The following is a 25644-nucleotide window of genomic DNA, read 5'->3' as shown; positions in this document are numbered from 1 at the left end:
CATGGCCTTGGCCAGGTTGGCGCGGGCGCCGAAGAACTGCATCTGCTTGCCGATGCGCATCGCCGACACGCAGCAGGCGATACCGTAGTCATCGCCCCAGTGCGGACGCATTTCGTCGTCGTTTTCGTACTGGATGGCGCTGGTTTCGATCGAGACCTTGGCGCAGAAGTCCTTGAAGCCTTGCGGCAGTTGGGTCGACCACAGAACGGTCAGGTTCGGTTCCGGTGCCGGGCCCAGGTTGAACAGGGTGTTCAGGAAACGGAAGCTGTTCTTGGTGACCAGCGGACGGCCGTCTTCACCCATGCCGCCGATGGATTCGGTCACCCAGGTCGGGTCGCCCGAGAACAGTTGATCGTATTCCGGGGTACGCAGGAAGCGGACGATACGCAGTTTGATGACCATGTCGTCGATCATTTCCTGCGCTTGTTCTTCGGTCAGCGTGCCGGCGGCGATATCGCGCTGGATGTAGATGTCGAGGAAGGTCGAGATGCGGCCGATCGACATCGCGGCGCCGTTTTGTTCCTTGACGGCGGCCAGGTAGCCGAAGTAGGTCCATTGCACGGCTTCGCGGGCGTTGGCAGCCGGGCGGCTGATGTCGCAACCGTATTTGGCGGCCATTTCGCGCAGTTCGTCCAGCGCGCGGAATTGCTCGGACAGTTCTTCACGCAGACGCAGCACGTCTTCGGTGAACGGAGCGGTGTTCAGGTCCTTGAATTGAGCCTGACGTTCCTTGCGCAGGAAGTCGGTGCCGTACAGCGCAACGCGGCGATAGTCGCCGATGATGCGGCCGCGGCCGTAGGCGTCGGGCAGACCGGTGATCACACCGGACTTGCGGCAGGCCATGATTTCGGGGGTGTAGGTATCGAACACGCCCTGGTTATGGCTCTTGCGGTATTTGGTCCAGACTTCATGGATGGACGGATCGAGCTTGAAGCCGAAGGCTTCCAGGCCGCTTTCGACCATGCGCAGACCGCCGTTCGGCATGATGGCGCGCTTGAGCGGCGCATCCGTTTGCAGACCGACGATAACTTCGTTGTCCTTGTCGATATAGCCGGCATCGTGCGCGGTGATCGAGGAGCCGCGGTCGGCGGACACATCCAGTACACCGGCCTTGCGTTCCGCTTTCAGCAGTTCGCCCAGGATGTCCCAGATCTTCTTGGTGCGGGCGGTGGCGCCGGCCAGGAAGGTGTCGTCGCCGACATAGGGGGTGTAGTTCAGTTGAATGAAGTTACGGGTGTTGATGCCTTTTTGCCAGTCGCCGGCGACAAAGCCAGCCCACGGGTCAGCGGCGGTTACGGCTTGATTGATCGCGTCCACAGTTGTCTCCTTTTCGGATACGAACAGAAATGTAATTTAGCGAAGCAATGTTATGTGAATTTCGGGTATAACAGACTTGATGTGGATCAAGCCGATTGCCGGTAATGTTACGCGTTTTGCCGCAACTACGATAGATTTATGCCCTGATTTTGCAGGCTATTGCGGCATTCAGGTTCGATGCCGGCGGGAGGCTGGCGGCGGATGTTCGTTTTCGAAGCGAAGATGCGCTTCAACACGCCTATCCGAACAAATAAAGTGCCGCAAAATGCCCGAAAATACTCGGAAAGTACTCCACGCAGTACGTCCACCCGGTTTCTTAAACTAGCGAATGAAGTCAAAATGAGTCATCCACAAGCTCTCCCCTACGTTGTCGGCGAAGCCGCCAACAAGCAGAAAGTCCTGAACACCGAACCGCTGCGCTATTTTCTGTCGGCCATGATGGCAGGCGCACTGATTGCCGTCGTGCTGGCAGTGGCCATCAAATTGGGTCAGGCATTCTATACCACGGGCACCCCGGTTTACTACGCCAGTGTCGCCGGCTTTTTCGGTGTCGCTCTCGTTACCATTATTGTTTGTAAAGTCGAACTTTTCACTAGCAATATCATGTACTTCTCGGTCGGGGTGCTGGCTCGTCAGACCACTGTCATCAATGCGCTGAAAAGCTGGATGATGGTGTACTTGGGCAACCTGGCTGGCGTCGTTGTCTTCGCCTGGGTATTCGCCCAAGCCGGGGCGCTGGGCGCCCTGCCCAAGGACAATGTGCTGTTTCAAGTGCTTGAGCACAAGATCCATGCCGATACGATGACGATCTTCTGGCGTGGCGTGCTGTGCAACTGGATCATCTGCCTGGCGGTATGGGTTCCGATGCGTCTGGTCGGCGACTCCGCCAAGGTCGCGATGACCATGTTCCTGGTTTTTGTGTTCTTTTTTGCCGGTTACGAACACAGCATCGCCAACATGGCGTTTTTCGCGCTTGGCGTGCTGCAAGGATCCGATCTGATGACGTGGCCGAACATCGTGCATAACCTGATTCCGGCCACGCTTGGCAATATCGTCGGGGGTGGCGTCGGTGTCGGCCTGGTGGTGTTCTTGCTGGACCGCCATACCTTGAAGACCGCCTGACCGCTTTTCGGGACGGCCACGGCCGCCGGGTGCGCCATAGGGCGCATCCGGCGGCCGTTTTTTTTGCGCTTCAGCCCCTGGCGCCGTCGGTAGCCGGGGGATGCAAGCCCGGTTCAGGACGGAAATCCCTCGCCTCCAAGTCGTGCGACCAGCGCCTGTCTACCCGTTTGCGGATGCCTGGCGCCGTGGAGGACGTTAAAACCGGGCGCCCTTCGCCCGCATGAATGTCTTGAGCTGCTCGAACGAAATGCTGCCGCGCCGGGGGATATCGATCTCGGCGAAGTGGTCGGCCAGATAGCCGAAGCCTGCCTGCGCGGCCCGGGCTTGCGAGACGCGACCGCTGTTGTCGATGTCCGCTTCGTCGAATTTTTTCTTCAGCTTGCCCAGTGCCCTGTCCTGCAGGCTGAGCGTCGAAGCGGGAGATGACAGCAGGCTGCGCGCGGAGGCGCGTACGCGCGGCGGAACATAGGGGTCGCCCAGTTGGGCCATGCCCTGGCGTGTCTGGGGAGCGGGCGGGGCATCTTCCATGTCCCTGGCTTGCGCGGAGACGGTCAGCAGCGCTGTCAGCAGCGCAGCGGACGCGGTACGGCATCGTATAGAAAGTGTCATGGCGGTTCGGTCCCTGTGTGGAGGCGATGCGCGCTTGGCGCGCATCACGGTTGACGGTGATAGAACTCGACCAGGTCGCGCTTCATGTCGGGGCGGGCCGGATCGTAGAGATAGGTCATATGCCCACCCGGGTAGTGCGCGATCTTCAGTCCCGAAACCGTGCCCAGACGACCGAGGTCCTGCTCCGTGATGAAGAACGGCGTAGCGAGGTCGTGATAGCCGTTGATCGAAAGGACCTTGAGTGCGGGGTTCAGGTACATTGCCGCGGCGAGATCGGGAAGGGTGTCCGGCATGGCCAGTCCGTCATGCGCCCAGACCCAGTCGTTGATGGCATCGTCGCTTTCGACGTGGTAGGGCGTGACCGTACCGTACTTGAGCCCGTGCACGAGGTAGTCGTTGATCCGGTCGGTGAAGGGACGGGTGATCAGCGTGCTCGATGGATCTCCGTCGGCGGCCATCGGGCTGCCGTTGGCGGCGATGACGCGGGCATCGTAACGGCCGAGCACGTAACCCGGGATCAGGCCCGTGCGGAAGGTGGTTTCATCGAGGTTGAAATGGCTTTGCCAGGCCGAGGCAGGGTATCCCGTATTCAGGTAAAGCTGCGTCAGCAAATCGGGGGCCGGTGGCGTATGCGCGCCGAGAAAGGCGCGCACGGCGGGGCCATAGTGCCCGCTCGCAAAGCTTCGCATCCGGTTCAAGAACGGCTCCAGCTGCGCGGGAGGTGGCATGACCCGCTTGAAGTAGGCTCCGACCGCGGCATAGCCCGGCATATAGGGTGCGAAAGAACCGCTGCCCATGTCCGGGTTCGAGTTGTAGTCGAGGATGGATGACTGCAGCACGATACCGCTGAGGCGGGTACCGCTCATTTCTAGCAGATTGGCCAGGACATCGGTGCGCGGTGTGCCGTAGGACTCGCCGAAAAGGTAGAGGGGCGAGGCGCTGCGGTGGTTGACGAGCAGGTAGCGTTTGATGAAATCGCGAAATACGGCTGCATCGGCGTCGACGCCCCAGAAGCTGCGATTGGCATATGGCACAATCGCCTCGGAGAGGCCGGTGCCGACGGCATCGACAAATACCATGTCGGTGGTATCGATCAGACTCTGCGCATTGTTGACGAAGGGAAACGGTCTGCTTGTATCCGCCACGGGGTCGCCGGTGACGATGCGCCTCGGTGCATAGGAGCCGAGGTGCAGCCAGACCGAGGAGGAGCCCGGGCCGCCGTTATAGAAGAAGGTGACCGGCCGCTCGGCACCGCCTTGCCGCGCGGCGGTATAAGCCACGTAGAAGATCGTCGCCTTCGGCTGCTGCGTCTGCGGGTCGGTGGCGGTGAGATGCCCGGTCGTGGCGGTATAGGAGATGCTGCGTCCGTCGACCATCACCTGGCCGTTGCTGATGGCGGCTTGCTCGGTCACCAGCCCGGCGGGCAGGGCATCGTCGGGGCCGAAGCGGTAGACGGTGCTGTCCTGGTACGCGCGTTCCTGCGGTGCCGCAGCGATCTGCGTCGCTTGCGCACCGGACGGCAGCGCCAGGGCGGGCGGCGAGGCCAGGGTCAGCGCGAGGAGCGGCGCGGCCAGGCCGGACACAATTAAGCGTTTTGTCGACATAGTGTTCTCGTCAGTATGGGGATCGGGTCCGGTCGTAACCGGGGTCGTCGCCTGCGCCAGGCGAGGGAGTGGCATGCCGCAACCATTTAGACATGCGCCGCGGCCCGGTGCCGCCTGTTCGAAAGGGCAGCGCAGGCCACGAAGGCGACCGCTACCGGTGTGAGTTAAGGGAAATTTCCATATTATTCAATGGATTGGGTGTTTCGCCTGCGGCAGGGGGCCGTGACCTGCCTGTTCGTTGGTACATGTTTGTCATTTTTGTTATTGAAAACATGCGAATGGAGTTGATGGGGAGGGGTGCCAGAGGCGAACGGCTTTCCACCCGGGGCAAGGCGTCAGGGGGCTTGCGGTGACGAATGCCGGTCCCGGGCCGGGAGGCTTGAGCCCGAGTCCGCGTAGCCGGGAGCGGGCAATAAAAAAACCCCCTGCCGGGGATCGCCCGGTCGGGGGCGGCGGCAGAGGGTCGGGTGCGATCGTTGTGCTGCGGTCAGGCGCGGGCGCTTGCGGTGTGCAGCGCACGCTGGCTGCGCGGATGACGGGCCAGCAGTTCCTTCCACTTGATCACGGCGGATACCAGGATCACGGCGCCCAGGATCAGCATCACGATCGAGATGGCCGCGTTGAACATATTGTGACCCTTGGCGGCCGGATTCAGGTAGACATGGGTCACCATCCAGTAGCCGGCATAGTTGACGGTAACGTACAGGTAGGCCAGCGGGATCAGGCAGGTCAGCGCATAGCGGCGCTTGGCTGAAATCCGCAGGATGATGGTGGCGCCGATGATCAGGCCGACCGATGCCATCAACTGGTTGGAGACCCCGAACAGTGCCCATACCGAGCCGATGTCGCCGGAGGTCAGCAGGTAGCCCCACAGGGCGCAGGCCAGCAGGCTGGCACCGATGGCGCCGGGCATCCAGTCCAGGCGCTTGAGCGGGGCATAGAAGTCGCCGCCGAAGTCCTGGATCAGGTAGCGAGCGACGCGGGTGCCGGAGTCGACGGCGGTCAGGATGAACACCGCTTCGAACATGACCACGAACTGGAAGAAATAAGCTGCGAGATGGTTGAACCAGCTGATCTTGGTGAAGATATAGGACATGCCGACCGCGAGGGTGACGGCGCCGCCGGTGCGGCCGTACAGGTCCATGCCGATTTCCTGGCTCAGTTGCGGCAGGTTGACCACGCTCATGCCCAGGGCCTTGAACGCTTCCGGGCTCGAGTTGATGGCGAAGTAATCGGCGGGGTGCAGCGAGGTTGCGGCGATCAGGGCCATGACACCCACTACGCATTCGGCCAGCATGGCGCCGAAGCCGACCGGCAGGACGTCACTCCATTTGTCCACCAGCTTCGGGGTGATACCGGAGCCGATGAAGGCATGGAAACCGGAGATGGCGCCGCAGGCGATGGTGATCGAGATGAACGGCCATACCGGGCCGGCCAGTACCGGGCCGCCGCCGTGGATGAACTGGGTCAGTGCCGGGAAGCGGATTTCGGGGTTGATGAAGACGACGCCGATGATCAGCGCCCCGAACACGCCGATTTTCATGAAGCTCGACAGATAGCCGCGGGGGGTCAGCAGCAGCCAGACCGGAAGCGCGGTGGCAAAGAAGGCGTAGATCGGCAGCAGCAGGCTGACGCTGGTTGCATTGAAGGTCAGCCACTGACCGAATACGCTGTGCTGGATCGACGGGCCGATGAAGACACAGGCGAGGACGGCGGCGACGCCGACATAGGTCGCATACTTGGTGGCGCCGAAGACTTTTTCGAACAGGCCGAGGCAGATGGCGATCGGGATGGTCATGAAGACGGCGAACGTACCCCAGGGGTTGCGTTCCAGGGCGTGGACCACCACCATCGACAGACCGGCCATGGTAATGGTAATGATGAACAGCATGGCCAGGCCGGTGCACCAGCCCGCGATCGGGCCGAGTTCCGCCTTGGCGACTTCGGACAGCGACTTGCCCTGGTGCTTCATCGACGCGAACAGCACCACGGTGTCGTGGACGGCACCGCCGACGACGGCCCCTATCAGCAGCCACAGTATGCTCGGCAGGTAGCCGAACTGGGCGGCCAGTACCGGTCCGACCAGCGGGCCGGCGGCGGCGATGGCGGCGAAGTGCTGGCCGAAGTTGACCCACTTGCGGGTTGGCACGTAGTCCTTGCCGTCCTGCAGCGAATGGGAGGGGGTCTCGTCTTTATCGTTGCAGCCGAGCACCGTGCGTGTGAAGAAGACCCCGTACAGGCGGTAGCAGATCACAAGGATGCAGAGCGTGGCGATCACGAAGGTGATGGCGTGGGGCATGTTGGCTCTCCTGAAATAGTTCAGTTGTCACCATAAACACTTCCCGCGGCAAAAGAATCCGCTGCCGGTGCGAGCGGCAGCATCGCGCTGCGAACGGTCGGCAGAGAGGGGGAAGCGGCGCGCTCACCCCGGTATGCCGAGTTTCTCTTTCAGGGGTTTCAGGTAGCGGCGACTGACCGGAACCGTCTGTTCGCTGCGCGTGATGATGTCGGCGAGGCCGTTTTCCGATAGCCGGATTTCACGCACCAGCGCGAGGTTGACCAGGTATTGGCGATGGCAGCGCAGCAGGGGCGTTTTTTCCTCTAGCGTGCGCAGTGTGAGTTCGGTCACGCGCTCGACCTGGTCGCTGCCGAATACGCCGACGCCGCTCGCGCGCGAGGCCACGTATTCCACCTCGTCCAGCTTCATCAGATAGATGCGGTTGACGCCGTAACAGGGGATGAAGCTGAGCGGCGCAGCATCGGTCAGCGCGTCGAGCGGGCGTGGCTGCTGCGTGCGCCGCAGGCGTTGCAGCGTTTTTTCCAGGCGCTGCGGATCGGCCGGCTTGAGCAGGTAGTCGAAAGCGTGTTCCTCGAAAGCCTGTACCGCGTACTCGTCGTAGGCGGTGAGGAACACGATGTGCGGAATCTGGGCCGGGTCCAGCATCGCGAGCATTTCCAGTCCGCTGATGCGCGGCATCTGGATGTCGAGAAAGACCACGTCGGGGTTCTGGCGGTGGATGGCGGCAATGGCCTCGATCGCGTTCGCGCACTCGCCGATGATCTCGATGTCGTCGCTGGTGGCGAGCAGGCTTTTCAGTTCGGAGCGGGCGAACGGTTCGTCGTCGACGATCAGGACTCGCATCATAGGGTGATGGCCTCTTTTTCCAGTGGCAGGTGAATAATGACGCGGGTAAAGCACTCCGGCTCGCATTCCACGCGGACACCGTACTGTTCGCCGTAGCGCGCCTTGATGCGGCGGTCGACCAGATTCATGCCCAGACCGTCGGAAGACGGCGGATGGGCGCGGTACAGGCCGGCGTTGTCCTCGACCCACAGCGTGAGACTGTCCTCGCTGCAATCGGCGCCGATACGGATGTGCCCGGTGCCGAGCAGTTGCGAAGTCCCATGCTTGATCGCGTTTTCGACGATGGGTTGCAGGGAAAAGGCAGGCAGACGTGCCGGTGGCTTCGGCTCGGGCAATACGTATTCCACCGTCAATTGCCCGGCAAAGCGCGCAAGCTGGATTTGCAGATAGGCGTCGACATGCTCGATTTCGTCGGCCAGGGCCACGACTTCGCTCGGCCGCTTGAGGTTCTTGCGGAAAAAAGTCGACAGATACAGGACCAGTTGCCGGGCCCGCTCCGGGTCGCTGCGAATGACGGCGGACAAGGTATTGAGCGCATTGAACAGGAAGTGCGGGTTGACCTGGGCGTGCAGCAGCTTGATTTCGGTTTGCGCGAGCAACTGCTTCTGCTGTTCGTAGCGACCGGCCAGTATCTGGGCCGACAGCAGGCGGGCAATGCCTTCGCCCAGGGTCAGATTGATGCTGGAAAACAGTTTGCGCCGCGGCTCGTACAATTTGATGGTGCCGATGACGAAGCCTTCTTCGCCGCGCAGCGGTATCACCAGCGACGACGTCAGCGGGCAGTCCGGCTTGATCGAGCAGCGGTAGGGGGTTTCGTTGCCATCGGCGTACTCGACCTTGTTTTTCTCGATCGCGCGCTGTGTCAGCGGCGAGGTGATCGGTGTGCCCGGCAGGTGATGGTCGTCGCCTATCCCGATGAAGGCCAGCAGCTTCTCGCGGTCGGTGATCGCCACGGCGCCGACGCCGAGCTCTTCGTAAATGATGCGCGCCACCAGCATGCTGTTCTCCTGATTGAAGCCCGTGCGCAGCAGGCCTTCCGCGCGGGCGGCGATCTTGAGCGCCTTGGAGGAGAAGGTGGTGGAGTAGGTGGCGATGATCAGGCGACGGTCGAGCAGAATGCGCATGAACATTGCCGCGCCGACGGTGTTGTTGACGAACATCGGCAGGGCTATGCTTTGCACCAGATGCACGGCGCTCGGCAGCGGGCGCGCCACGGCAAGGATCACCGCCATCTGCATCACCTCGGCCAGCAGCGTGGTCAGGGCGACCACGAGCGGGTCGAACAGGCGGCCTACGGTGCCGCGGCGAACCATGATGGTATGCAACAGGCCGCCGATCAGACCCTCGCCTATGGTCGACAGCATGCAGGCGAAGGCGGTGAAGCCGCCCATCGAATAACGGTGCAGCCCACCGGTCAGGCCGACGGCGAAGCCGACCAGCGGACCGCCGAGCACGCCGCCGAGCACGGCGCCGATGGCGCGGGTATTGGCGATGGAGTCTTCTATGCGCAGCCCGAAATAGGTCCCCATGATGCAGAACATCGAAAACACCAGGTAGCAGACGACCTTGCGCGGAAGACGGATGGTGACCTGCATCAGTGGCAGGAACAACGGGGTCTTGCTCAGCAGGTAGGCGATCACCAGGTAGACGCAGGTTTGCTGCATCAGCGAGAGGATCTGGTTGAGCTGACTGACTATCATGAACGGCACGCGGCAAGGTGGACGGTTCGAATCATAGCAAATCGGGGCGGCGGCGTAAGCGTCGTCTGCACCGCTCGCGCGGCAGGTCGTTAATGATTAAGGATAATTTGGCATAACCCTGCCGCCAGCAGGGTCCGTCCGGCCGCGGCATCGGCGCGCTCCAGTCGCAGGCGTTCGCTACAACGTTGAAAACAAATATCATTTAACGGCGCGCGCCAAATCTGGCACAATGCGCGTCTGCCCAAATCCGACCGTATCATGAGCTATCCGCAACCGACCGTAAAACCGATCCAAAGCTACAGAAAATTCTGGGCGCACCGCTTCGGCACCGCACCGTTTCTGCCGATGTCCCGTGCCGAAATGGATGAGCTGGGCTGGGATTCCTGCGACATCATCCTGATCAGCGGCGACGCCTACATCGATCATCCGAGTTTCGGGATGGCGCTGATCGGCCGCCTGCTCGAGGCGCAGGGATTTCGCGTCGGTCTGATCTGTCAGCCGGACTGGCACGGCGCCGAGCCTTTCCGTGCGCTCGGACGCCCGAATCTGTTTTTCGGGGTGACCGCCGGCAATATGGATTCGATGATCAACCGCTATACGGCCGACCGCAAGCCGCGTTCGGACGATGCCTATACGCCCAATGCCGAACCCAACCGCCGTCCGGACCGTGCGGTCGGCGTCTATGCGCAACGCTGCCGCGAGGCTTATCCCGGGGTCGGCGTGATGATAGGCAGTATCGAAGCCAGCCTGCGCCGGATCGCACATTACGATTACTGGAGCGATAAAGTCCGGCCCTCGGTTCTGATCAACGCCAAGGCCGACATTCTGCTGTATGGCAATGCCGAGCGCGCGCTGGTGGAAATCGCGCACCGGGTGGCCGCGGGCGAGAAACTGTCCGAGATCCGCGACGTGCGCGGCACCGCCTTCATGGTGCCTCACGGCTGGAAACCCGACGAAACCTGGACCGAGGTCGATTCGACGACCGTGGACATCCCGGGACGTGTCGATGAACACCTGAATCCCTACGAAGACGTCGCGCCGGCCAAAGCGCCAACGGCGCTCGCCGACGGCGCGCAGCCTGTCCGCATCGTGCCGGCGGCCGAGCGCGTCGCGGCACGCAAGGCCGAGCGCCTGCGTACGGTCGTGCGCATACCCGCTTACGAGGCCGTCGCCTTCGATCCGGTGCTGTACGCGCATGCGAGCCGCACGCTGCACCTGGAATCGAATCCCGGCAACGCGCGTGCGCTGGTGCAACTGCATGGCGAGCGCGATGTGTGGCTGACGCCGCCGCCGATACCGTTGACCACGGAAGAAATGGATTACGTGTTCGGTATGCCCTATGCCCGCAATCCGCACCCGTCTTACGGCGAAGCGCGCATTCCGGCCTGGGACATGATCCGCTTCTCGGTCAATATCATGCGCGGCTGCTTTGGCGGCTGTACCTTCTGCTCGATCACGGAGCATGAAGGCCGCGTGATCCAGAGTCGCTCCGAGGACTCCATCCTCAAGGAAATCGAGGAAATCCGCGACAAGACCCCGGGCTTTACCGGTCACATCACCGATCTTGGCGGCCCGACCGCCAATATGTATCGCCTGGCGTGCAAGGACCCGAAGATCCAGTCTTCGTGCCGGCGTCTGAGCTGCGTCTACCCCGGTATCTGCGAAAATCTCGGAACCGACCACGGTCCGCTGATCCAGCTCTATCGCAAGGCGCGCGAGCTGCCCGGCGTCAAGAAGGTCTCGATCGGTTCCGGCCTGCGTTACGACCTGGCGGTACGCTCGCCCGAGTACATCAAGGAACTGGTCACGCACCACGTCGGCGGCTATCTGAAAATTGCGCCCGAGCATACCGAGGATGGCCCGCTGTCCAAGATGATGAAACCCGGCATGGGCGCCTACGAAAAATTCAAGGAGCTGTTCGAACGTTTTTCGCGTCAGGCGGGTAAAGAGCAGTACCTGATTCCTTACTTCATCGCCGCTCATCCGGGCACCAGCGATGAGGACATGATGAATCTGGCCCTGTGGCTGAAGAAAAACAACTTCCGTCTCGATCAGGTGCAGACCTTCGTGCCGACGCCGATGGCGCTGGCGACGACCATGTGGCACACCCGGCGCAACCCGCTGAAGAAGCTCGGGCGCAGCTCCGAAAAGGTCGATGTCGTGCGCGACGGCGCTCGCCGTAAGCTGCACAAGGCTTTTCTGCGTTATCACGATCCGGCCAACTGGCCGTTGTTGCGCGAAGCGCTGCGTGCGATGGGGCGCGAGGATCTGATCGGCTACGCCAAGCACCAGTTGATTCCGACCAACCAGCCTGCCGGCCAGGCGAACGAAGCCGCGCGCGGTCAGCGTTTCAATACGGCTCGCACCGCGCATCACCCGAGCAAGCGTTTCCAGGACGAGGCGCCGAAAAAAGGCAAGCCGCGCCGTTGACCCGGTGCCCGGCCCGTGCGCGCACGGTCCGGGCACCGCTTGCTCTGGATCAAACAGAACGTAGTCTGAGCGATTTCCCCCTCCCGGCATTGATATGCTTCGCTGCAGTGCGCCCTTGACGGCGCAAGCGCGCTCGCTCGCGCACGGCCTTGACTATCCATGCCCTGCCTGACTCACCGGCGTCCGTGTTCGCACCGGCCGACGGTCTTCGTCGGCGTGGCTGTGTCCGCATTCTATGCAAACGGTGGGAATATCGTGAATATGTCGATGAGCGCAGCGGGGGCCTTGCCCGCTGAAAGTGAGGATTACAAGGTCGAGACGGCGGGCCTGGACGCGTCATTGAAGTCGGGGGATCCCGCAGGGTCGCATTACAACTGGGTGTTTTCCTTCGCCCCCAAGCGCGATGCGGCGCTGGAGTATGTGCTGGTCGATAAAGTCCACCCCGACGGAAGCCTGGAGCGGGTGCTGGACGATCGTGCGCCGGTGTTCCGGGACGGCTCCTGGTACGGGCGCTCGGTCGAGCAGTGCGTGGAGTGCGAAGCGGCCGCCTGGATGTACACGGTCGGCGACTCCTTGTTTCTGTTCCGCATCACCGTCAAACCCTGCGCAGGCGAAGAGACCGTGATGCTGCAGCCCGCGCTGATTACCGGCGAGTCGAAAGCGCACTACGGGCGGGTTCTGGCCGGGCAGCGCAGCTGAGCGGCAAAGGGGCGGGCGCTCGGCGTCCGCCGGCAAGGCCTCGCTGGCGGCGCGCGAAAACCGCTATCCGGTAGCAGATCTGTCATCACCTGTCTGTAAACTTCCCGTCATCGTCGTGTCACTACGACTGGACCGGGCTCCCCCATGAGCGATAGCAACGCGCCGCACACCGGTGCCGGGATTTCCTGCGTTATCTGCGCCTATAACGAAGCGCCGCGGATCGGCGCCGTGCTTCGGGTCGTGGCCGTACATCCGCTGCTGGACGAAGTCATCGTCGTCGACGACGGCTCGCTCGACGCGACGGCCGATGTGGTGCGCCGTTTTCCTTCCGTTCGGCTGCTGTCGCTGCCGACCAATCACGGCAAGAGCGCGGCCATGGCCGCCGGCATCGCCGCCGCGCGCCACGGTTTGCTGATGTTGCTGGATGCCGACCTCAAGGGACTGACGCACGAGCATGTCAGTGCGCTGGCTGCGCCCGTGCTGGCTGGCGACTCCGACCTCAGCCTCAGCCTGCGCCAGAACAGCCTGCCCATCTTTCGAGCGATCGGCCTCGATTTCGTCTCGGGCGAGCGGGTGATACGCAAGGAATTGCTCAGCGATACCCTGCTGCAGATTCACGATCTGCCGCGTTTCGGGATCGAAGTGTTCATGAACCGGCAAATCATCGCGCGGCAACTCTCGATCGCGGTCACGCGCTGGAAACGGGTCACGCAATCGCGCAAGACCGAGAAGCTCGGTTACTGGAAAGGAACATGCGCGGAGTGGCGCATGATCGTGGATCTGTTGCACGTCGCCAAACCACCGGAGCTGATTGCTCAGAATTGGCATCTGTTGATGCTGAAGATAGGCCGCAAGCGCCGCCGCAGCGGCCGTGTCACGGCGCCCGCGCGGTTTTTTGCCTGGCACCGTCGCGTGCGTGCGGCGCGCCGGGCGGCGCGGCAGGCGGGCAGGCCCGAAGCCCGGTGAAACGGCGCCGTATCGTCTGCCGACCCGCCTTTTGATGGGCGTGTCGGCGAGGACGGCGGTTTTTGCCCGAGGGATGGCGGCGCGTCAACGCTCAGACTCCGGCCGCTCGTGCATAAAGTTCCGAGCTTCCTCGCGTGCAACTGTTAAACTAGGGCACATGTATCCAAGCGCCGCCGTCCCCGCCGGGACCGGCCCCGTTTAGTACCGACACGACATTCCCGCCTGGAACGCGGTCTCTGGCCGCCCGGGCGTGTCCGACCTGTAAATGCCATCCCGAACGTCGAATGCGCGCCCATGTTCCCATGTCGCCTGCGTCCACGGGGTGACCGACCCGACTTGGCAGAACGAAATGAAGACCCCAAAAGGACTTGCAACACTCGTCGACGAAGGCCTCGTCGACGAGGTGATCAGTCAGTTGATGAGCGGCAAGGAAGCCACCGTATATATCGTCCGTTGCGGCGAGAAGATCTGCTGCGCCAAAGTCTATAAAGAAGTCCATAAACGCAGTTTCCGGACCAATGTCAACTATCAGGAAGGCCGCAAGGTCAAGAACAGCCGTCAGGCGCGCGCAATGGAAAAAGGCAGCCGCTACGGACGCAAGATGCAGGAAGAGGTGTGGCAGAACGCCGAGGTCGACGCGCTGTATCGTCTGGCCGCGGCCGGGGTGCGGGTGCCGCAGCCGCATCTGTGTTACGACGGCGTGCTGTTGATGGATCTGATCGTCGATGCGGACGGCGGCACCGCGCCGCGCCTGAACGATGTCGAACTCAGCGAGGCGCTGGCGCTCGAATACCATGCCTTGCTGGTCAATCAGGTGGTGCGCATGTTGTGCGCCGGCATCATCCACGGCGACCTTTCCGAATACAATATTCTGGTCGGCGCCGACGGCCCGGTCATCATCGACCTGCCGCAGGCGGTCGATGCCGCCGGCAACAGCAATGCCGCCGAGATGCTGGAGCGGGACGTGAGCAATCTGCGCGCGTATTTCGGTGCGTTCGCTCCAGCCTTGAACACGACCCGCTACGGGCTCGAAATCTGGAACTTGTATAAAGAGGGCGTGCTGCACCCTGACGTAGTGCTGACCGGGATCGTGGAAGAAGACGACAGGCCAGTCGATGTCGAATCGGTGCTGATGCACGTCGAATTGGCGATCAAGGAAGAAGAAATCCGCCAGATGTACCGCGCGGCGGAGCAGGAGTAAGAGCCGGCGCGGCCCCGCCTGTCGCGGGGGCCGCGCCGCGCCGTTCAAGGCATGATTTCTACGTATTCATAGACTTCGCAGTCGGTGATCTGGCGGCGCAAGGCCAGCGGCAGGCTTGCGAACCAGGCCTGCGGATCGTGGCGGTCGATTTCCTCGCCCATGAAACGCACCAGCTCGCAGATCGGGTCGGTGACCTTTTCCCGGTAGTTTTTGTCGTTTTCGACATAGGCGAGGTAAAGGTTTTTCATGCAGTTGCCGCGGCACCAGGCAAAAGCCTCGCAATCCTCGCACGGCATGGCCGGATCTCGTTGCAACGGACTGCGCCGTAGCCAGTTTTCCTTGATGTCGCCCTGCAACATGTGGGGCAGGTGCATCAGGTCGGGACAGGGGTAGATGCGCCCGTCCGGCATGACATTGAGAATGTGGGTCGATACACGGCACTGGGTGTGGCCGTCATACAGTTCTTCGGCGCGTTTGGGCATGACCTTGTTGCGTACCATGCCCATGATAGGGATGAAGGGGAACAGGGTGTCGCGGCTGGCAAAGAAGCGGTCAATCAGCTGGCGCAGCACCGCCTTGCGCTTTTCCATGTCTGCGGCGGCATAGGCTTCGCCCGCCACGAACTGGAAATAGACATAGTCGAAGCGCTCGCACAACTGCGCCAATTCGTCGAAGCCGATGTCGCTGCTGCTCCAGGTCACGCGCGCGGTCAGTGTGCCGTCGACGCGCTCGCGCACCGCCTCCAGATTCTTCAGCACCTGACGGTAGATGCCGCGCCCGCGGAAACCGTCGGTCACCGTTTCTCCGCCATCGATGGAGACCAGGATGTTGGACAGCCGTTTCAATACCTCGTCCGGCAGATCGTCGAGCAGGGTGCCGTTGGTTTGCAACTGGTAACGGAAGTGGGGGTGGCGCTGCATTACATCGCGGATGAAGCTGCGATTGAGTGTGGGCTCGCCGCCATAGAAGGTGACATAGACATCGTAACCGTCGAGCTGGGTGGCGATGAAGCGGTCGAGCGCTTCGGGGCTATAGTTGACATTGCCCTGCGATTCGCGCACGTCGCCTTCGGCGATCGAGCAGTAGGTGCACTTCAAGTTGCAGCGCAAAGTGGTCAGCAACTGCAGCTCGACCCGGCTGCCGACGATGGCCGGACCGCTTTGCTGAGCCGGCTTTGCTTGCCGAATCAATTCGATGGTTTGCATGGTTCTTTCGTCTGTCCCGCATTGTCCTCGACGCACCGCCTGCGGGGATGTCTGGCAGTGGCCCGGCGTCTACGCGCTGTCGCCGCGGACAGTATCGGGGCAGATGGCGAAACGGGTTTTGTCCTGAATCAAAAACGTGCGGGTGTGCCGCTGGTGTCCCGATCTGCTAGCATCGGGGCGATATCGTGCCGTGGAGCTGGACAATAGTATGAACCCCGAACCCATGCGCCGGGTGGATGGCAGCCGGAAACTTAAGGTCGGCGTCACGTTTTTTCTGATGCGCGACCCGGAGCAGACGATCTGGTCCAACGGCACGCTGCAGAACATCGTTTTTTTAGTGTTGATGCTGCGGGCTTCGCCCGATATCGGCGAAGTGTGGCTGGTCAATGGCGGCGACGGCGACTGCGATGCGGTGCCGCCCGCGCTCTTGCTCGACGGCCTCGATCTGCGCATGGCGAACATGGCGGATATCGCGCCCCGGCTCGACGTACTGATCGAAGGCGGCGCCCAGGTGCCGGTCGAGGTGGCGGCGTCGATCCGGCGGCGCGGGGGCGCCATCGTGGCGTACCGCTGCGGCAACGACTATGTGCTCGACGCCGAACGGATCTGTTTCGACCTCGCGCCCGGACCGTTGGTGACGGGGCTTGCTTTCGACGAAGTCTGGACCCAGCCGCAGCACGAGCGAAGCTGCCGCGGCTACTGGGAAACCGTGTTGCGCGCGCCGGTACGGGTGCTGCCGCATATATGGGATCCGTATTTTTTCGACTGCGCGCGCGTGCGGTTCGAAGCGATGCTTCCCGGCGTGCCGGTCGCGTATGCGCCTCGGAGCGGGCCGCGCCGTATCGCCGTGTTCGAACCCAATCTGAACGTGATCAAAAACTGCCTCTATCCATTGCTGGTGTGCGAGCAGGCCTATCGCCAGGCCCCGGCCTTGATCGCCGGCGTGTATGCGACCAACACCGCCGAACTGGGCGACAATCCGACTTTGCAGTACCTTGCGCGTGCGCTCGATCTGTTTCGCGATGGCAAGCTCGGCTTCGAGGCGCGCTACGACCTGCCGGCCAGCCTCGCGCAGTTCACCGATGTGGTGGTGTCGCACCAGTGGGAGAACGGTCTGAATTATCTGTACTACGACGTGTTGCACGCAGGCTTCCCGCTGGTGCATAACTCGCCGTTCATCCGCGACGCCGGCTATTACTACCCCGATTTCGATGCCGCCGCCGGCGGCCGGGCCCTGCTGCAGGCCCTGCGCCACCACGACGAAGGGCTGGACGATTACCGCGAGCGCTCGCGGCGGGTGCTCGACGCCGCCAGCATCGCGAACCCCGCCAATGTCGAATCGCACGTGGCCGCCTTGTACCGCGTGTGCCACGCACGCGCGTCGGCTTCGGGGTAAGGCCGGGCCGGCCCGTTTTTCCGGGGGCGGCGTCTGACCCGACCCGGCCCCCTGACGTGTCATCTCAGAGTCCGGCCAGCGTGACCACGCCGAGAACGGCGAACAGGGCCGCCGCGCCGAAGCGGATGAATCTGAGCGGCAGACGATCGGCCATCTGGTGCCCGATGAAAACCGCGGGCAGGTCGGCGATCAGCATGCCAAGCGTGGTCCCCGCGACGACGGCGAGCAGGTCGTTGAAGCGCGCGGCCAGCAGTACGGTGACGATCTGGGTCTTGTCGCCCATTTCCGCGAGGAAAAAGGCGATACAGGTGCTGACGAAAACGCCGTAGCCGTTGGTGGGCTCGGCGCCTTCGTCGATGGTGTCGGGTTTGAGCGTCCACAGTGCGACGGCGAGCAGCGACAGGCCGAGTATCCAGCGTCCGATGTCGGGGCTCAGCCGCGCGCCGAGCAGATGGCCGGCATAGCCGGCGAGCAGATGGTTGGCGACGACGGCGACCACGATACCGGCCACGATGGGAAGCGGGCGCTTGAAGCGCGCGGCAAGCACGAGGGCGAGCAACTGCGTTTTATCACCGATTTCGCCTAGAGTGATGGCACTGACCGAAACGAGAAAAGCTTCCAAAATGCGTCCTTGCGGTCGGGCAGCGAGAATATTGGACACAGCGCCACCTGCCCGACCCGGGCGTGGCACTGCGCCAATGGTCTCGCCAAACCTTGCGGTCGAACACACCATGGCCGGTCGGCCAAGTTTGTTGATGTGCTCGCTTCCTGGCGGAAGCCGGCTACTCCCCAATGACTGTCCGCATTGTAATGGAAAGGCGGAGTCGAGGCGAGTGCCCTGAAACGCATTGACAGCGGGTAGGCGGGATGGGGACACTAGTGCGATTGGAACCCCGGAAGCGGCCTGGCCGCGCACACTCGCGATGACATTGATGCACACGGCTGCGATTTTCGACATGGATGGGCTCCTGGTCGATTCCGAACCTTATTGGGAACGGGCTGAACAGGATGTGTTCGGTCAGATGGGGCTGGAGTTGACGCCCGGCATGTGTGCGTTGACGCGCGGACGCCGTATCGCCGAGATCGCCGCTTACTGGTATGCGCGGCGCGAACTGCCCGGCGACATCGCCACGACGGCGGCGCGCCTGCAGGCGCGCGTGACGCAGCTGCTGTCCGAGCATGCCTGCGCGATGCCCGGCGTCATGGCCGTGCTCGATCTGCTGCGCGAGCGCGGTTTCACCCTCGGACTCGCGTCCTCATCGCCGCGTCCCATCATCGATGCCGTGCTGGAACGCCTCGGCATCGGACCTCGATTCGCGGCAGTCGTATCGGCCAACGACCTCGACCATGGCAAGCCGCATCCTCAGGTCTATCTGCATTGCGCGAGTTTGCTCGGCACGGAAGCCGCGCGCTGCATTGCGTTCGAGGATAGCGTGACCGGCCTTCTGGCGTGCAAGTCGGCGTCGATGGCTGCGGTGGCGGTGCCGGACAGTGCCGTGTTCGACGATCCGCGCTTTTCGATCGCCGATCTCAAGCTGCCGTCGCTGGCCCTGCTGACGCCCGATCATTTGCGCCAACTCGCCGTATGATGCCCATCATCCGCTACCTGCTGCCGACCGTGCTGCTGGCGCTGCTGATGGCGACAGCCAGCGCCGACGGCATCTGCGATCCGGCCGCCTATGGTGCGAAGGGCGACGCGGTCAGCGACGATACCCGTCCCTTGCAGAAGGCGATCGATGCGTGCGCCGCCAACGGCGGCGGCCAGGTGCGGCTGGTCCGCGGCGTGTATGTGTCAGGGCCGTTGCAGCTGCGCAGCTATGTGTTTCTTAACCTGGACCAGGGTGCGATCCTGCGTGCGATCGAGACCCCCTCGCGTTTCGAACGCGCTTTTATCGGCTGGCCCTATCGCACGGGCGAAGCGCTGGTTTCCGGCGTCGGCGTGACCGATGCCGGGATCATCGGCCACGGTCGCATCGAAGGGCAGGGCACGAGTTGGTGGGACGAGGCGCGCGCCGCGCGCGACAGTGGCAGCATTTCGAAAAGCCATCCCGGCGTACCGGACAGCAACGGCCTGCCGCGGCCGTGGCTCGTCGAGTTCTATCAGTCCACGCGCATCGTGCTCACCGGGGTGTCGCTGAGCGATGCGCCGATGTGGGGGCTCGTTCTGCGCTATTGCGACAATGTCCAGATCGAGGGTGTCGCCATCGACAATCCGCGCGATGCGCCCAATACCGATGGCATCGATATCGTATCCAGCAACAAGGTGCATATCGGTCATGTCCATGTCTCGACCGGAGACGACAATATCGCGATCAAATCGGGCCTGGCCGGTTTTGCCTTGCCGGCGCAGGCCGCGAGTAATATCACGATCCAGGAGTCCGACTTCGGCTTCGGCCACGGTCTGTCGATAGGCAGCGAAACGCTGAACGGCGTCAGCCACGTCGATGTGCGCGGCGTGGTGTTCAATGGCACCGACAACGGGGTGCGCATCAAGACCGGTCGCGACCGCGGCGCCGACATCGGCCGCATTACCCTGCGCATGCTGACCATGAACAAAGTCGGCGTGGCGCTTTCCATCAGCGGCTACTACCCGAGCCCGGGGCCGGAGGACGAGCCGGCACAGGCGCTCACGCCGACCACGCCGCGCATTCACGACATCACGGTGGAAAGACTGGTGGCGCGCGATGCGCGCGCGGCCGGCAGCATTATCGGCCTGCCCGAGGCCCCCATCGCCGATCTCGTGCTGCGCGACATCGACATCACGGCGCAGAGCGGGTTGCTGCTGCGTCATGTTGCACTGCGGCACAGCAATCTGCGCGTCAAGGCGAGCAGCGGCCCTGCCATTGTTCTGCAGCGCGACGCCAGGCTCACGCCGCCGTTGCCGCAGCCCGATTAGGGGGAGTGGCGGTGATCGGCCGCCCCGGCTCTGCGTGCGCGGCGGGTCGTGGGGCGATTGTTTACCAATGGTGCATGATCCATCTCGATACAGCGGATTTATCGCCCGGCTTGCCTGCTCTACAGTGCTTCCATTCACGGCGTACCGGCCGTAGTCCGAATCGGAGCTCCCAGCATGAACACACAGTCGAACCCGCCGCCGCTGCCCGCGCTGTTTCTATCGCACGGGTCGCCGATGATGGCCTTGCATCCCGGGCGTGCGGGGGCCGCCCTTGCCGCCCTTGGCCGGCGCTTGCCGCGTCCGCGCGCGATTCTGGTGCTCTCCGCGCACTGGTGCGATGAGACCCTGCGCATCGGCACCCAGCCGCATCCGGCCCAGATCCGCGATTTCTACGGTTTTCCGGCCGAGCTCTCCCGTATCGACTATGCGGCGCCGGGCGCCCCCGAACTTGCGGCGCGAACCTTGCACTTGTTACGCGAAGCCGGAATGAAAGCCGTGGGCGACGACAGCTGGGGCCTGGACCACGGCAGCTGGGTGCCGCTGCGGCAGATGTACCCGGATGCCGGTATTCCGGTGACACAATTGACACTGCAATCGCGCCAGCCGCCCGACTATCACTTCCGTCTGGGGCAGGTGCTGGCGCCGCTGGCGCGCGAGGGCGTGCTGATCGTCGGCTCGGGCTGCATGACGCACAATCTGCGCGATATCCATCGCGTCGAGCCGGAGGCCCGCGACTACGCGCGTCAGTTCGGCGAGTGGATGGCGGCACGTCTGGCCGCGCGCGATTTCGACGCCTTGTTCGATTATCGGCGCCAGGCGCCGCATGCCTGCCGCGCGCATCCGAGCGATGAGCATTTGCTGCCGCTGTTTGCCGCGCTCGGGGCCGGGCACGATGAGCAGCTTGCCAGGCTGGACGGTGGTATCGATCTCGGTGTGTTGTGTATGGATGGTTTTGTCTTCGGATCTTTTGCAAAGGAAGCGCAATGAAATGGCAACGCTTTGACCAGGGCTGGCGCTTGCGTCCGGCCGCCTCGCAAGCGGGTTCGCTTGTCGTATTGCTGCATGGCGTCGGCAGCGATGGCCGCGATCTGTTGCCTCTGGCCGAGGCCTGGGAGGAATCGCTGCCCGGCGCCGCCTTTGCCTCCTTCGACGGCGGCGAACCGTTCGATGGCGGCGGCGACGCGCGCCAGTGGTTCAGCCTGGCCGGCGTGAGTCCTGCCAACCGGGGCCAGCGCGTGGCGCAAGCCTATCCGGCGCTGGCTCGACGCTTGCAGGACGAGTTGGCCTTCTGGCAGGTGCCGCCCGAGCGGCTGGCGCTGGTCGGGTTTTCGCAGGGCAGCATCATGGCCATGCATCATCTGGCGGTGGCGTCGGCGCCGCTCGGCGCCGTGGTGGCCTACTCCGGTCGTCTGGCATCGGCTATCGCCGCGCCGGGGCGCGCGCCGCTGACGCTCGTGCATGGCAGCGATGACTCGACGATCCCGGTGGCAGAAAGCCGCGCCGCGCAGGCGGCATTTCAGGCGGCGGGCTTCCCGGTGCACTTTTTCGAGATCGACGGTCTCGGGCATGGCATTTCCGCGGATGGTGCGGCCAGGGGGCTGCAGGCCTTGCAGCAGGCACTGGGCGAGCAGGGGGGGGCTTGACGCCGGAATGGCGATCGGCAAACTCGTCGTCCGGTCTTGAGCCTTCGGTCTGACCGGTCAAGGGCACGGGCACTGTCGTCTGAACTCGGCAGTGCCTGTTCGCGCTCGGGAACCCCATGCGCTTCATCCGTGATGAAATCTGACCCGTGGGCGCTTGTCCGGCGCTTGCTGGCTGCGCCGATGCCGCTTTGGTTTATCGTCAATCAATACGGCGTCCTTTCGACGATTCGCTGGTACGTCCCGTCACGCTTCATCGCAGCCAGTGCAATATCGAAGTCCATGGCCGCTTTGCGCCTGTCCTTGACCCGGGTGAAGGCCAGATAGCTGGGCACGGATTCGAGCGGCGGCGTCAGCTCTTTGATCTGTCCCAGGAGACCAAGATTTTTAGCGGTATTGAGCATGACAGAACGATAGCTCGGAATGAAATCAACGCGCGTAGCCATCAGCATTTTCAGATTGGTTTCGATACTATCGGTAGGGAAAACATACCGTAGGGCTCCGGTCTTGACGGCGTCATCGAATTTCGTGCCATAGCTGGTTTCTCTGATGACCCCCGCCCTCAACTCCTGAAGGGCCACGAAATCGTTTCCATTGCGTAGAGTCGAATTGCGGCGCACAAACAGGCTGATGACTTGCACCGTCAAGACTTCATGGGTGAAATAGAGAAACGCCTCGCGTTCGGGCAAGCGAAACGTCGAGAATACGCCGTCGACCTTCCCTGTTTTGGCTTCGCCCAGGCAGCGCGACCAGGGCATGAGCTTGAATGTCACCCGATACCCGGCCCGCCGATAGGCCTCGGTGACCAGTTCGACCAGGACACCGGTCGGTCTGCCGTTGAGCTCATACGCGGTCGGCCAGGTATTCGCCGCCGCCAGTTCGAGCCGTTCGGCAACGGCTGGCAGCCCATGGCAAGCCAGCAGCAGAGCCATGAACAGCGGATTGTTCCGTGCGCGCATCCCACGCAATGTCATCGTGTGACTCCTGTCTCCGGTGGCATGGGGGTCACGCGAGCCCTCTTCGCGATCGGTTCCCCCGTCGAGCGCGACGGAAGCGGCAGAAGGCGCCGCCCCGTGCAAGGCCGGCCCGGCCTGGTGCAACTATAGTCGGGGCCTGCGAACTCTGACGCGAGTTTCACGGTCGTTGCGGCCGCCCTCTGCGGCACAGTCTTGCCGGCGGTTCAGCCGAGTAGCGCTACCGACTTGATCTGCGCCCAGACCCGCGTGCCGGGCGCAAGCCCAAGGCGGTGCAGCGAGCGGCGGGTGATGCGAGCGAGCAGGGGCGTGCCGCCGACGTCGAGCCGTACCAGTACATTGGCCGGGTTACGGGTGTCGGCAATGGCGTCCACTATGGCCGGCAGGATATTGAGGATGCTGCTGTCCTCGCTTGCGTGCAGGGTCAGACTGACGTCGCGCGCGTCGATTCGGCAGCGCAGCCCGTGACCGGGGGATTCCGGCCTGCGCGCAACCAGAATGTTGCCGCCGGCAAAATCGAGCCGGCTCAGATGGTCATCGTCTTCGTGCCGGCCGATGCGGGTCTCGAGCACCACGGTGTGTTCGTCGCCGAAGGCTTCGTTCAGATCCAGCCGTGCGAGCATTTCACGCAACGGACCATGCGCGATGACCGCACCGTCTTGCAGCAGGACCAGATGATCGGCCAACTGCGCCACCTCATCCGGCGCATGGCTGACGTAGAGTACGGGAATGTCGAGTTCGGTGTGCAGGCGTTCGAGATAAGGCAGGATGTCGCGTTTGCGCGCCGCATCGAGCGCGGCCAGCGGCTCGTCCAGCAGCAGCAGGCGGGGCTCGGTTACCAGCGCCCTGGCGATGGCGACGCGCTGCTTTTCGCCTCCCGACAAGGTGGCCGGGCGTCGCGCGAGCATGGGGCCGATATCGAGCAGTTCGACCGTGCGTTCGAAACGGTCGCGCCGGGCGCCGCTGGCGCGGCGGAATCCGAATTCGAGATTGCCGCGCACGCTCAAATGCTCGAACAGATTGGCTTCCTGAAAGACGTAGCCGAGCGCGCGCCGGTGTGTCGGCAGGCTGCCTTTGCCGTCCTGCCAGCATTCGCCGTTGATACGGATATGGCCGCGTGCGTTTTTTTCCAGTCCGGCGATCGCGCGCAATAGCGTGGTCTTGCCCGAGCCGGATGGGCCGAACAGGGCGCTCACGCCGTGGCCGGGCAGCTCGAGATCGACCGCGAGGGCAAAACCGGGGTGGGTGAGCGCGATCTTCAGCTCGAGCCCGCGATCAGAAGGTGGCATCGGATCTGCGTCGATAGAGTAGGAACAAGACCAGGAAAGATAAAACGACCATCGTTCCGGCCAGCCAGTGCGCTTCGCCGTATTCCATCGCTTCGACATGATCGAAGATCTGGACCGAAATGACGCGCGTTTTGCCCGGGATATTGCCGCCGAGCATCAGCACCACGCCGAATTCACCCACGGTGTGGGTGAAGCCGAGTACGGCGGCGCTGGCAAAGCCGCGGCGCGTCAACGGCAGGACGACATGAATGAAGCGGTCGACCGGACCGGCGCGCAAGGTGGCGGCGGCCTCCAGCGGCTTGCTGCCGAGCGCGGCAAACGCATTTTGCAGGGGCTGCACCGCGAACGGGAAGGAGTAGGCCACCGAACCCACTACCAGACCGGCGAAGGTAAACGGCAGGTAGCCGAGTCCGAGCGCCGCGCTAGCGTGGCCTAGCGGACCATCGGGCCCGAGTAGCAGCAACAGGTAAAAGCCGATCACCGTCGGCGGCAGCACCAGCGGCAAGGCCACGAGTGCGCCGACGACGCCCGCGGCGCGCGAGCGGGTGCGGGCGAGCCACCAGGCGACCGGGGTGCCGAGCACGAGCAGGCACAGGGTGGTAGTGGCCGCCAGAGCCAGCGTGAGCTGGATGGCGGCCAGGTCGGCCGCGCCGGGCAGGTTCATGCCCGACCTCTAGAAGGCATAACCGTAGGAGCGGATGATCGCGCGAGCCTTGTCGCCTTTCAGATAGTCGAGCAGCGCATGCGCGGCCGGATCGTCGCGGCCGCTGGCGAGCAGAACCGCGTCCTGGCGGATGGGCGTGTACAGGGTGGCCGGTACCGGCCAGGCCGAACCCGAAACGACGCGTCCGTCCTTCCAGACCTGAGACAAGGCGACGAAGCCGAGTTCGGCATTGCCGCTGGCGACGAATTGCTGGGTCTGGGCAATATTTTCACCCTGGACCAGCTTCGCTTCCAGACCGGAGTAGAGGCCGAGCTTTTTCATCGCTTCGACGGCAGCCGTCCCATAGGGGGCCGTCTTTGGGTTCGCGATCGCGAGGTGGTTGAAATGCCCCTGTTTGAGCACCTCGCCATTGCCATCGACGAATCCCGGTTTGGCGCTCCACAGCACCAGCTTGCCTATGGCGTAGGTAAAACGGCTGCCCTTGACAGTGCGTCCTTCATTCTCCAGCTTGGCCGGCGTTTCATCGTCGGCCGAGAGGAAGACCTGGAACGGCGCGCCGTTGCGGATCTGCGCATAAAAAGCGCCGGTGGCGCCTATGGATACCAGTGCCTTGTGGCCGGTGTCATGGGCGAATTCGGCGGCGATTTTCTGCATCGGTCCGGCGAAGTTGGCGGCGACCGCCACCTGCACCTCGGCAGCCAGCGCCGGGGCGGCCAGCAGCATCAGACCCAGCGCGAGAGGCGTCAGCGCCTTGCGTTTCATTTGCATGATGTCTCTTTCTCGTGCT

Annotated in this window: 22 protein-coding genes and 1 riboswitch; of the genes, 10 read left to right on the top strand and 12 right to left on the bottom strand. The window is 63.2% G+C overall.

The window, feature by feature from the left end:
• Window positions 1-1317 (bottom strand): pyruvate formate lyase family protein (locus G520_RS0104430; protein WP_036665193.1); only part of this gene is annotated, 1317 nt, incomplete at its 3' end.
• A gap of 339 nt (window positions 1318-1656) precedes the next feature.
• On the opposite strand from G520_RS0104430, the gene G520_RS21555 reads away from it, so the two are divergent.
• Complete coding sequence (locus G520_RS21555) at window positions 1657-2439, top strand: formate/nitrite transporter family protein (RefSeq protein WP_051229022.1); 783 nt, start codon at window positions 1657-1659, stop codon at window positions 2437-2439.
• Window positions 2440-2634: 195 nt separating this feature from the next.
• Here G520_RS21555 and G520_RS21550 read toward each other — a convergent pair whose 3' ends face one another.
• From G520_RS21550 to G520_RS0104400, 5 genes are all read right to left on the bottom strand, one after another.
• Window positions 2635-3048 (bottom strand): EF-hand domain-containing protein, encoded by a 414-nt coding sequence (locus tag G520_RS21550; RefSeq protein WP_156876872.1) that lies wholly within the window; start codon window positions 3046-3048, stop codon window positions 2635-2637.
• A 44-nt stretch (window positions 3049-3092) separates the two neighbouring features.
• Entirely contained in the window at window positions 3093-4652 is a 1560-nt protein-coding gene (locus G520_RS0104415; RefSeq protein WP_036665192.1) for a S10 family serine carboxypeptidase-like protein, read from the bottom strand.
• A gap of 487 nt (window positions 4653-5139) precedes the next feature.
• Entirely contained in the window at window positions 5140-6951 is a 1812-nt protein-coding gene (locus G520_RS0104410) for a carbon starvation CstA family protein (RefSeq protein ID WP_028534586.1), read from the bottom strand.
• A 123-nt stretch (window positions 6952-7074) separates the two neighbouring features.
• Window positions 7075-7797, bottom strand: coding sequence for a two-component system response regulator BtsR (btsR, locus tag G520_RS0104405; protein WP_028534585.1), 723 nt, complete (start codon window positions 7795-7797; stop codon window positions 7075-7077).
• Complete coding sequence (locus G520_RS0104400; RefSeq protein ID WP_028534584.1) at window positions 7794-9497, bottom strand: sensor histidine kinase; 1704 nt, start codon at window positions 9495-9497, stop codon at window positions 7794-7796. Before G520_RS0104400 ends, btsR begins: the two co-directional genes overlap by 4 nt.
• A 258-nt stretch (window positions 9498-9755) precedes the next feature.
• On the opposite strand from G520_RS0104400, the gene G520_RS21545 reads away from it, so the two are divergent.
• The 4 genes from G520_RS21545 to G520_RS0104380 all read left to right on the top strand — a co-directional run bounded on the left by G520_RS21545 (window position 9756) and on the right by G520_RS0104380 (window position 14793).
• Window positions 9756-11927 (top strand): YgiQ family radical SAM protein, encoded by a 2172-nt coding sequence (locus tag G520_RS21545; protein WP_051229018.1) that lies wholly within the window; start codon window positions 9756-9758, stop codon window positions 11925-11927.
• Window positions 11928-12182: 255 nt separating this feature from the next.
• Window positions 12183-12626 carry a hypothetical protein gene (locus G520_RS0104390; protein ID WP_156876871.1) on the top strand — a complete coding sequence of 148 codons (444 nt, stop codon included), beginning with the start codon at window positions 12183-12185 and terminating at the stop codon, window positions 12624-12626.
• Between the two features lie 144 nt (window positions 12627-12770).
• On the top strand, window positions 12771-13592 hold the full coding sequence (locus tag G520_RS21540) for a glycosyltransferase family 2 protein (protein WP_051229016.1): 822 nt from the start codon (window positions 12771-12773) through the stop codon (window positions 13590-13592).
• A 349-nt stretch (window positions 13593-13941) separates the two neighbouring features.
• On the top strand, window positions 13942-14793 hold the full coding sequence (locus tag G520_RS0104380) for a PA4780 family RIO1-like protein kinase (protein WP_028534582.1): 852 nt from the start codon (window positions 13942-13944) through the stop codon (window positions 14791-14793).
• Between the two features lie 44 nt (window positions 14794-14837).
• Here G520_RS0104380 and G520_RS0104375 read toward each other — a convergent pair whose 3' ends face one another.
• On the bottom strand, window positions 14838-15998 hold the full coding sequence (locus tag G520_RS0104375) for a radical SAM/SPASM domain-containing protein (RefSeq protein WP_051229014.1): 1161 nt from the start codon (window positions 15996-15998) through the stop codon (window positions 14838-14840).
• A 208-nt stretch (window positions 15999-16206) separates the two neighbouring features.
• Here G520_RS0104375 and G520_RS0104370 point away from each other — a divergent pair, with 208 nt between their 5' ends.
• Window positions 16207-17394: a DUF2827 domain-containing protein gene (locus tag G520_RS0104370; RefSeq protein WP_028534580.1), complete on the top strand. Its 1188-nt coding sequence runs from the start codon at window positions 16207-16209 to the stop codon at window positions 17392-17394.
• A 64-nt stretch (window positions 17395-17458) separates the two neighbouring features.
• On the opposite strand, the gene G520_RS0104365 is transcribed toward G520_RS0104370, so the two are convergent.
• Window positions 17459-18016, bottom strand: coding sequence for a TMEM165/GDT1 family protein (locus G520_RS0104365; RefSeq protein ID WP_028534579.1), 558 nt, complete (start codon window positions 18014-18016; stop codon window positions 17459-17461).
• An 11-nt stretch (window positions 18017-18027) separates the two neighbouring features.
• A riboswitch (yybP-ykoY riboswitch) is annotated at window positions 18028-18197 on the bottom strand.
• 120 nt (window positions 18198-18317) lie between these two features.
• Between G520_RS0104365 and hxpB the strand changes: the two genes are divergently transcribed.
• The 4 genes from hxpB (at window position 18318) to G520_RS0104345 (ending at window position 21933) form a co-directional block, all read left to right on the top strand.
• The gene (gene hxpB / locus G520_RS0104360; protein ID WP_051229011.1) at window positions 18318-18983 is read left to right on the top strand and encodes a hexitol phosphatase HxpB; all 666 of its coding nucleotides are present in this window, start codon (window positions 18318-18320) and stop codon (window positions 18981-18983) included.
• Window positions 18980-20290, top strand: a complete 1311-nt coding sequence (locus G520_RS21535; RefSeq protein ID WP_051229009.1) for a glycoside hydrolase family 28 protein — start codon at window positions 18980-18982, stop codon at window positions 20288-20290. Before hxpB ends, G520_RS21535 begins: the two co-directional genes overlap by 4 nt.
• A 174-nt stretch (window positions 20291-20464) precedes the next feature.
• A complete protein-coding gene (locus G520_RS0104350) occupies window positions 20465-21277 on the top strand; it encodes a DODA-type extradiol aromatic ring-opening family dioxygenase (protein WP_028534577.1) in 813 nt (270 codons plus the stop codon).
• A complete protein-coding gene (locus tag G520_RS0104345) occupies window positions 21274-21933 on the top strand; it encodes an alpha/beta hydrolase (RefSeq protein ID WP_028534576.1) in 660 nt (219 codons plus the stop codon). The genes G520_RS0104350 and G520_RS0104345 overlap by 4 nt, the downstream gene beginning before the upstream one ends.
• Window positions 21934-22136: 203 nt before the next feature.
• On the opposite strand, the gene G520_RS0104340 is transcribed toward G520_RS0104345, so the two are convergent.
• The 4 genes from G520_RS0104340 to modA all read right to left on the bottom strand — a co-directional run bounded on the left by G520_RS0104340 (window position 22137) and on the right by modA (window position 25625).
• Window positions 22137-22904, bottom strand: coding sequence for a substrate-binding periplasmic protein (locus G520_RS0104340; protein ID WP_211222757.1), 768 nt, complete (start codon window positions 22902-22904; stop codon window positions 22137-22139).
• Window positions 22905-23110: 206 nt separating this feature from the next.
• Window positions 23111-24193, bottom strand: coding sequence for a molybdenum ABC transporter ATP-binding protein (gene modC / locus G520_RS0104335; RefSeq protein ID WP_051229007.1), 1083 nt, complete (start codon window positions 24191-24193; stop codon window positions 23111-23113).
• The gene (modB, locus tag G520_RS0104330; RefSeq protein ID WP_028534573.1) at window positions 24180-24857 is read right to left on the bottom strand and encodes a molybdate ABC transporter permease subunit; all 678 of its coding nucleotides are present in this window, start codon (window positions 24855-24857) and stop codon (window positions 24180-24182) included. The genes modC and modB overlap by 14 nt, the downstream gene beginning before the upstream one ends.
• A 9-nt stretch (window positions 24858-24866) precedes the next feature.
• Window positions 24867-25625 carry a molybdate ABC transporter substrate-binding protein gene (gene modA / locus G520_RS0104325; RefSeq protein ID WP_211222756.1) on the bottom strand — a complete coding sequence of 253 codons (759 nt, stop codon included), beginning with the start codon at window positions 25623-25625 and terminating at the stop codon, window positions 24867-24869.
• Window positions 25626-25644 lie beyond the last annotated feature (19 nt).

Origin of the sequence: Paludibacterium yongneupense DSM 18731, assembly GCF_000422925.1 — a bacterium.
GTDB lineage: Bacteria > Pseudomonadota > Gammaproteobacteria > Burkholderiales > Chromobacteriaceae > Paludibacterium > Paludibacterium yongneupense.
The sequence above is the reverse complement of the archived record's forward strand: the minus strand, read 5'-3'. Positions and strand labels throughout refer to the sequence as shown.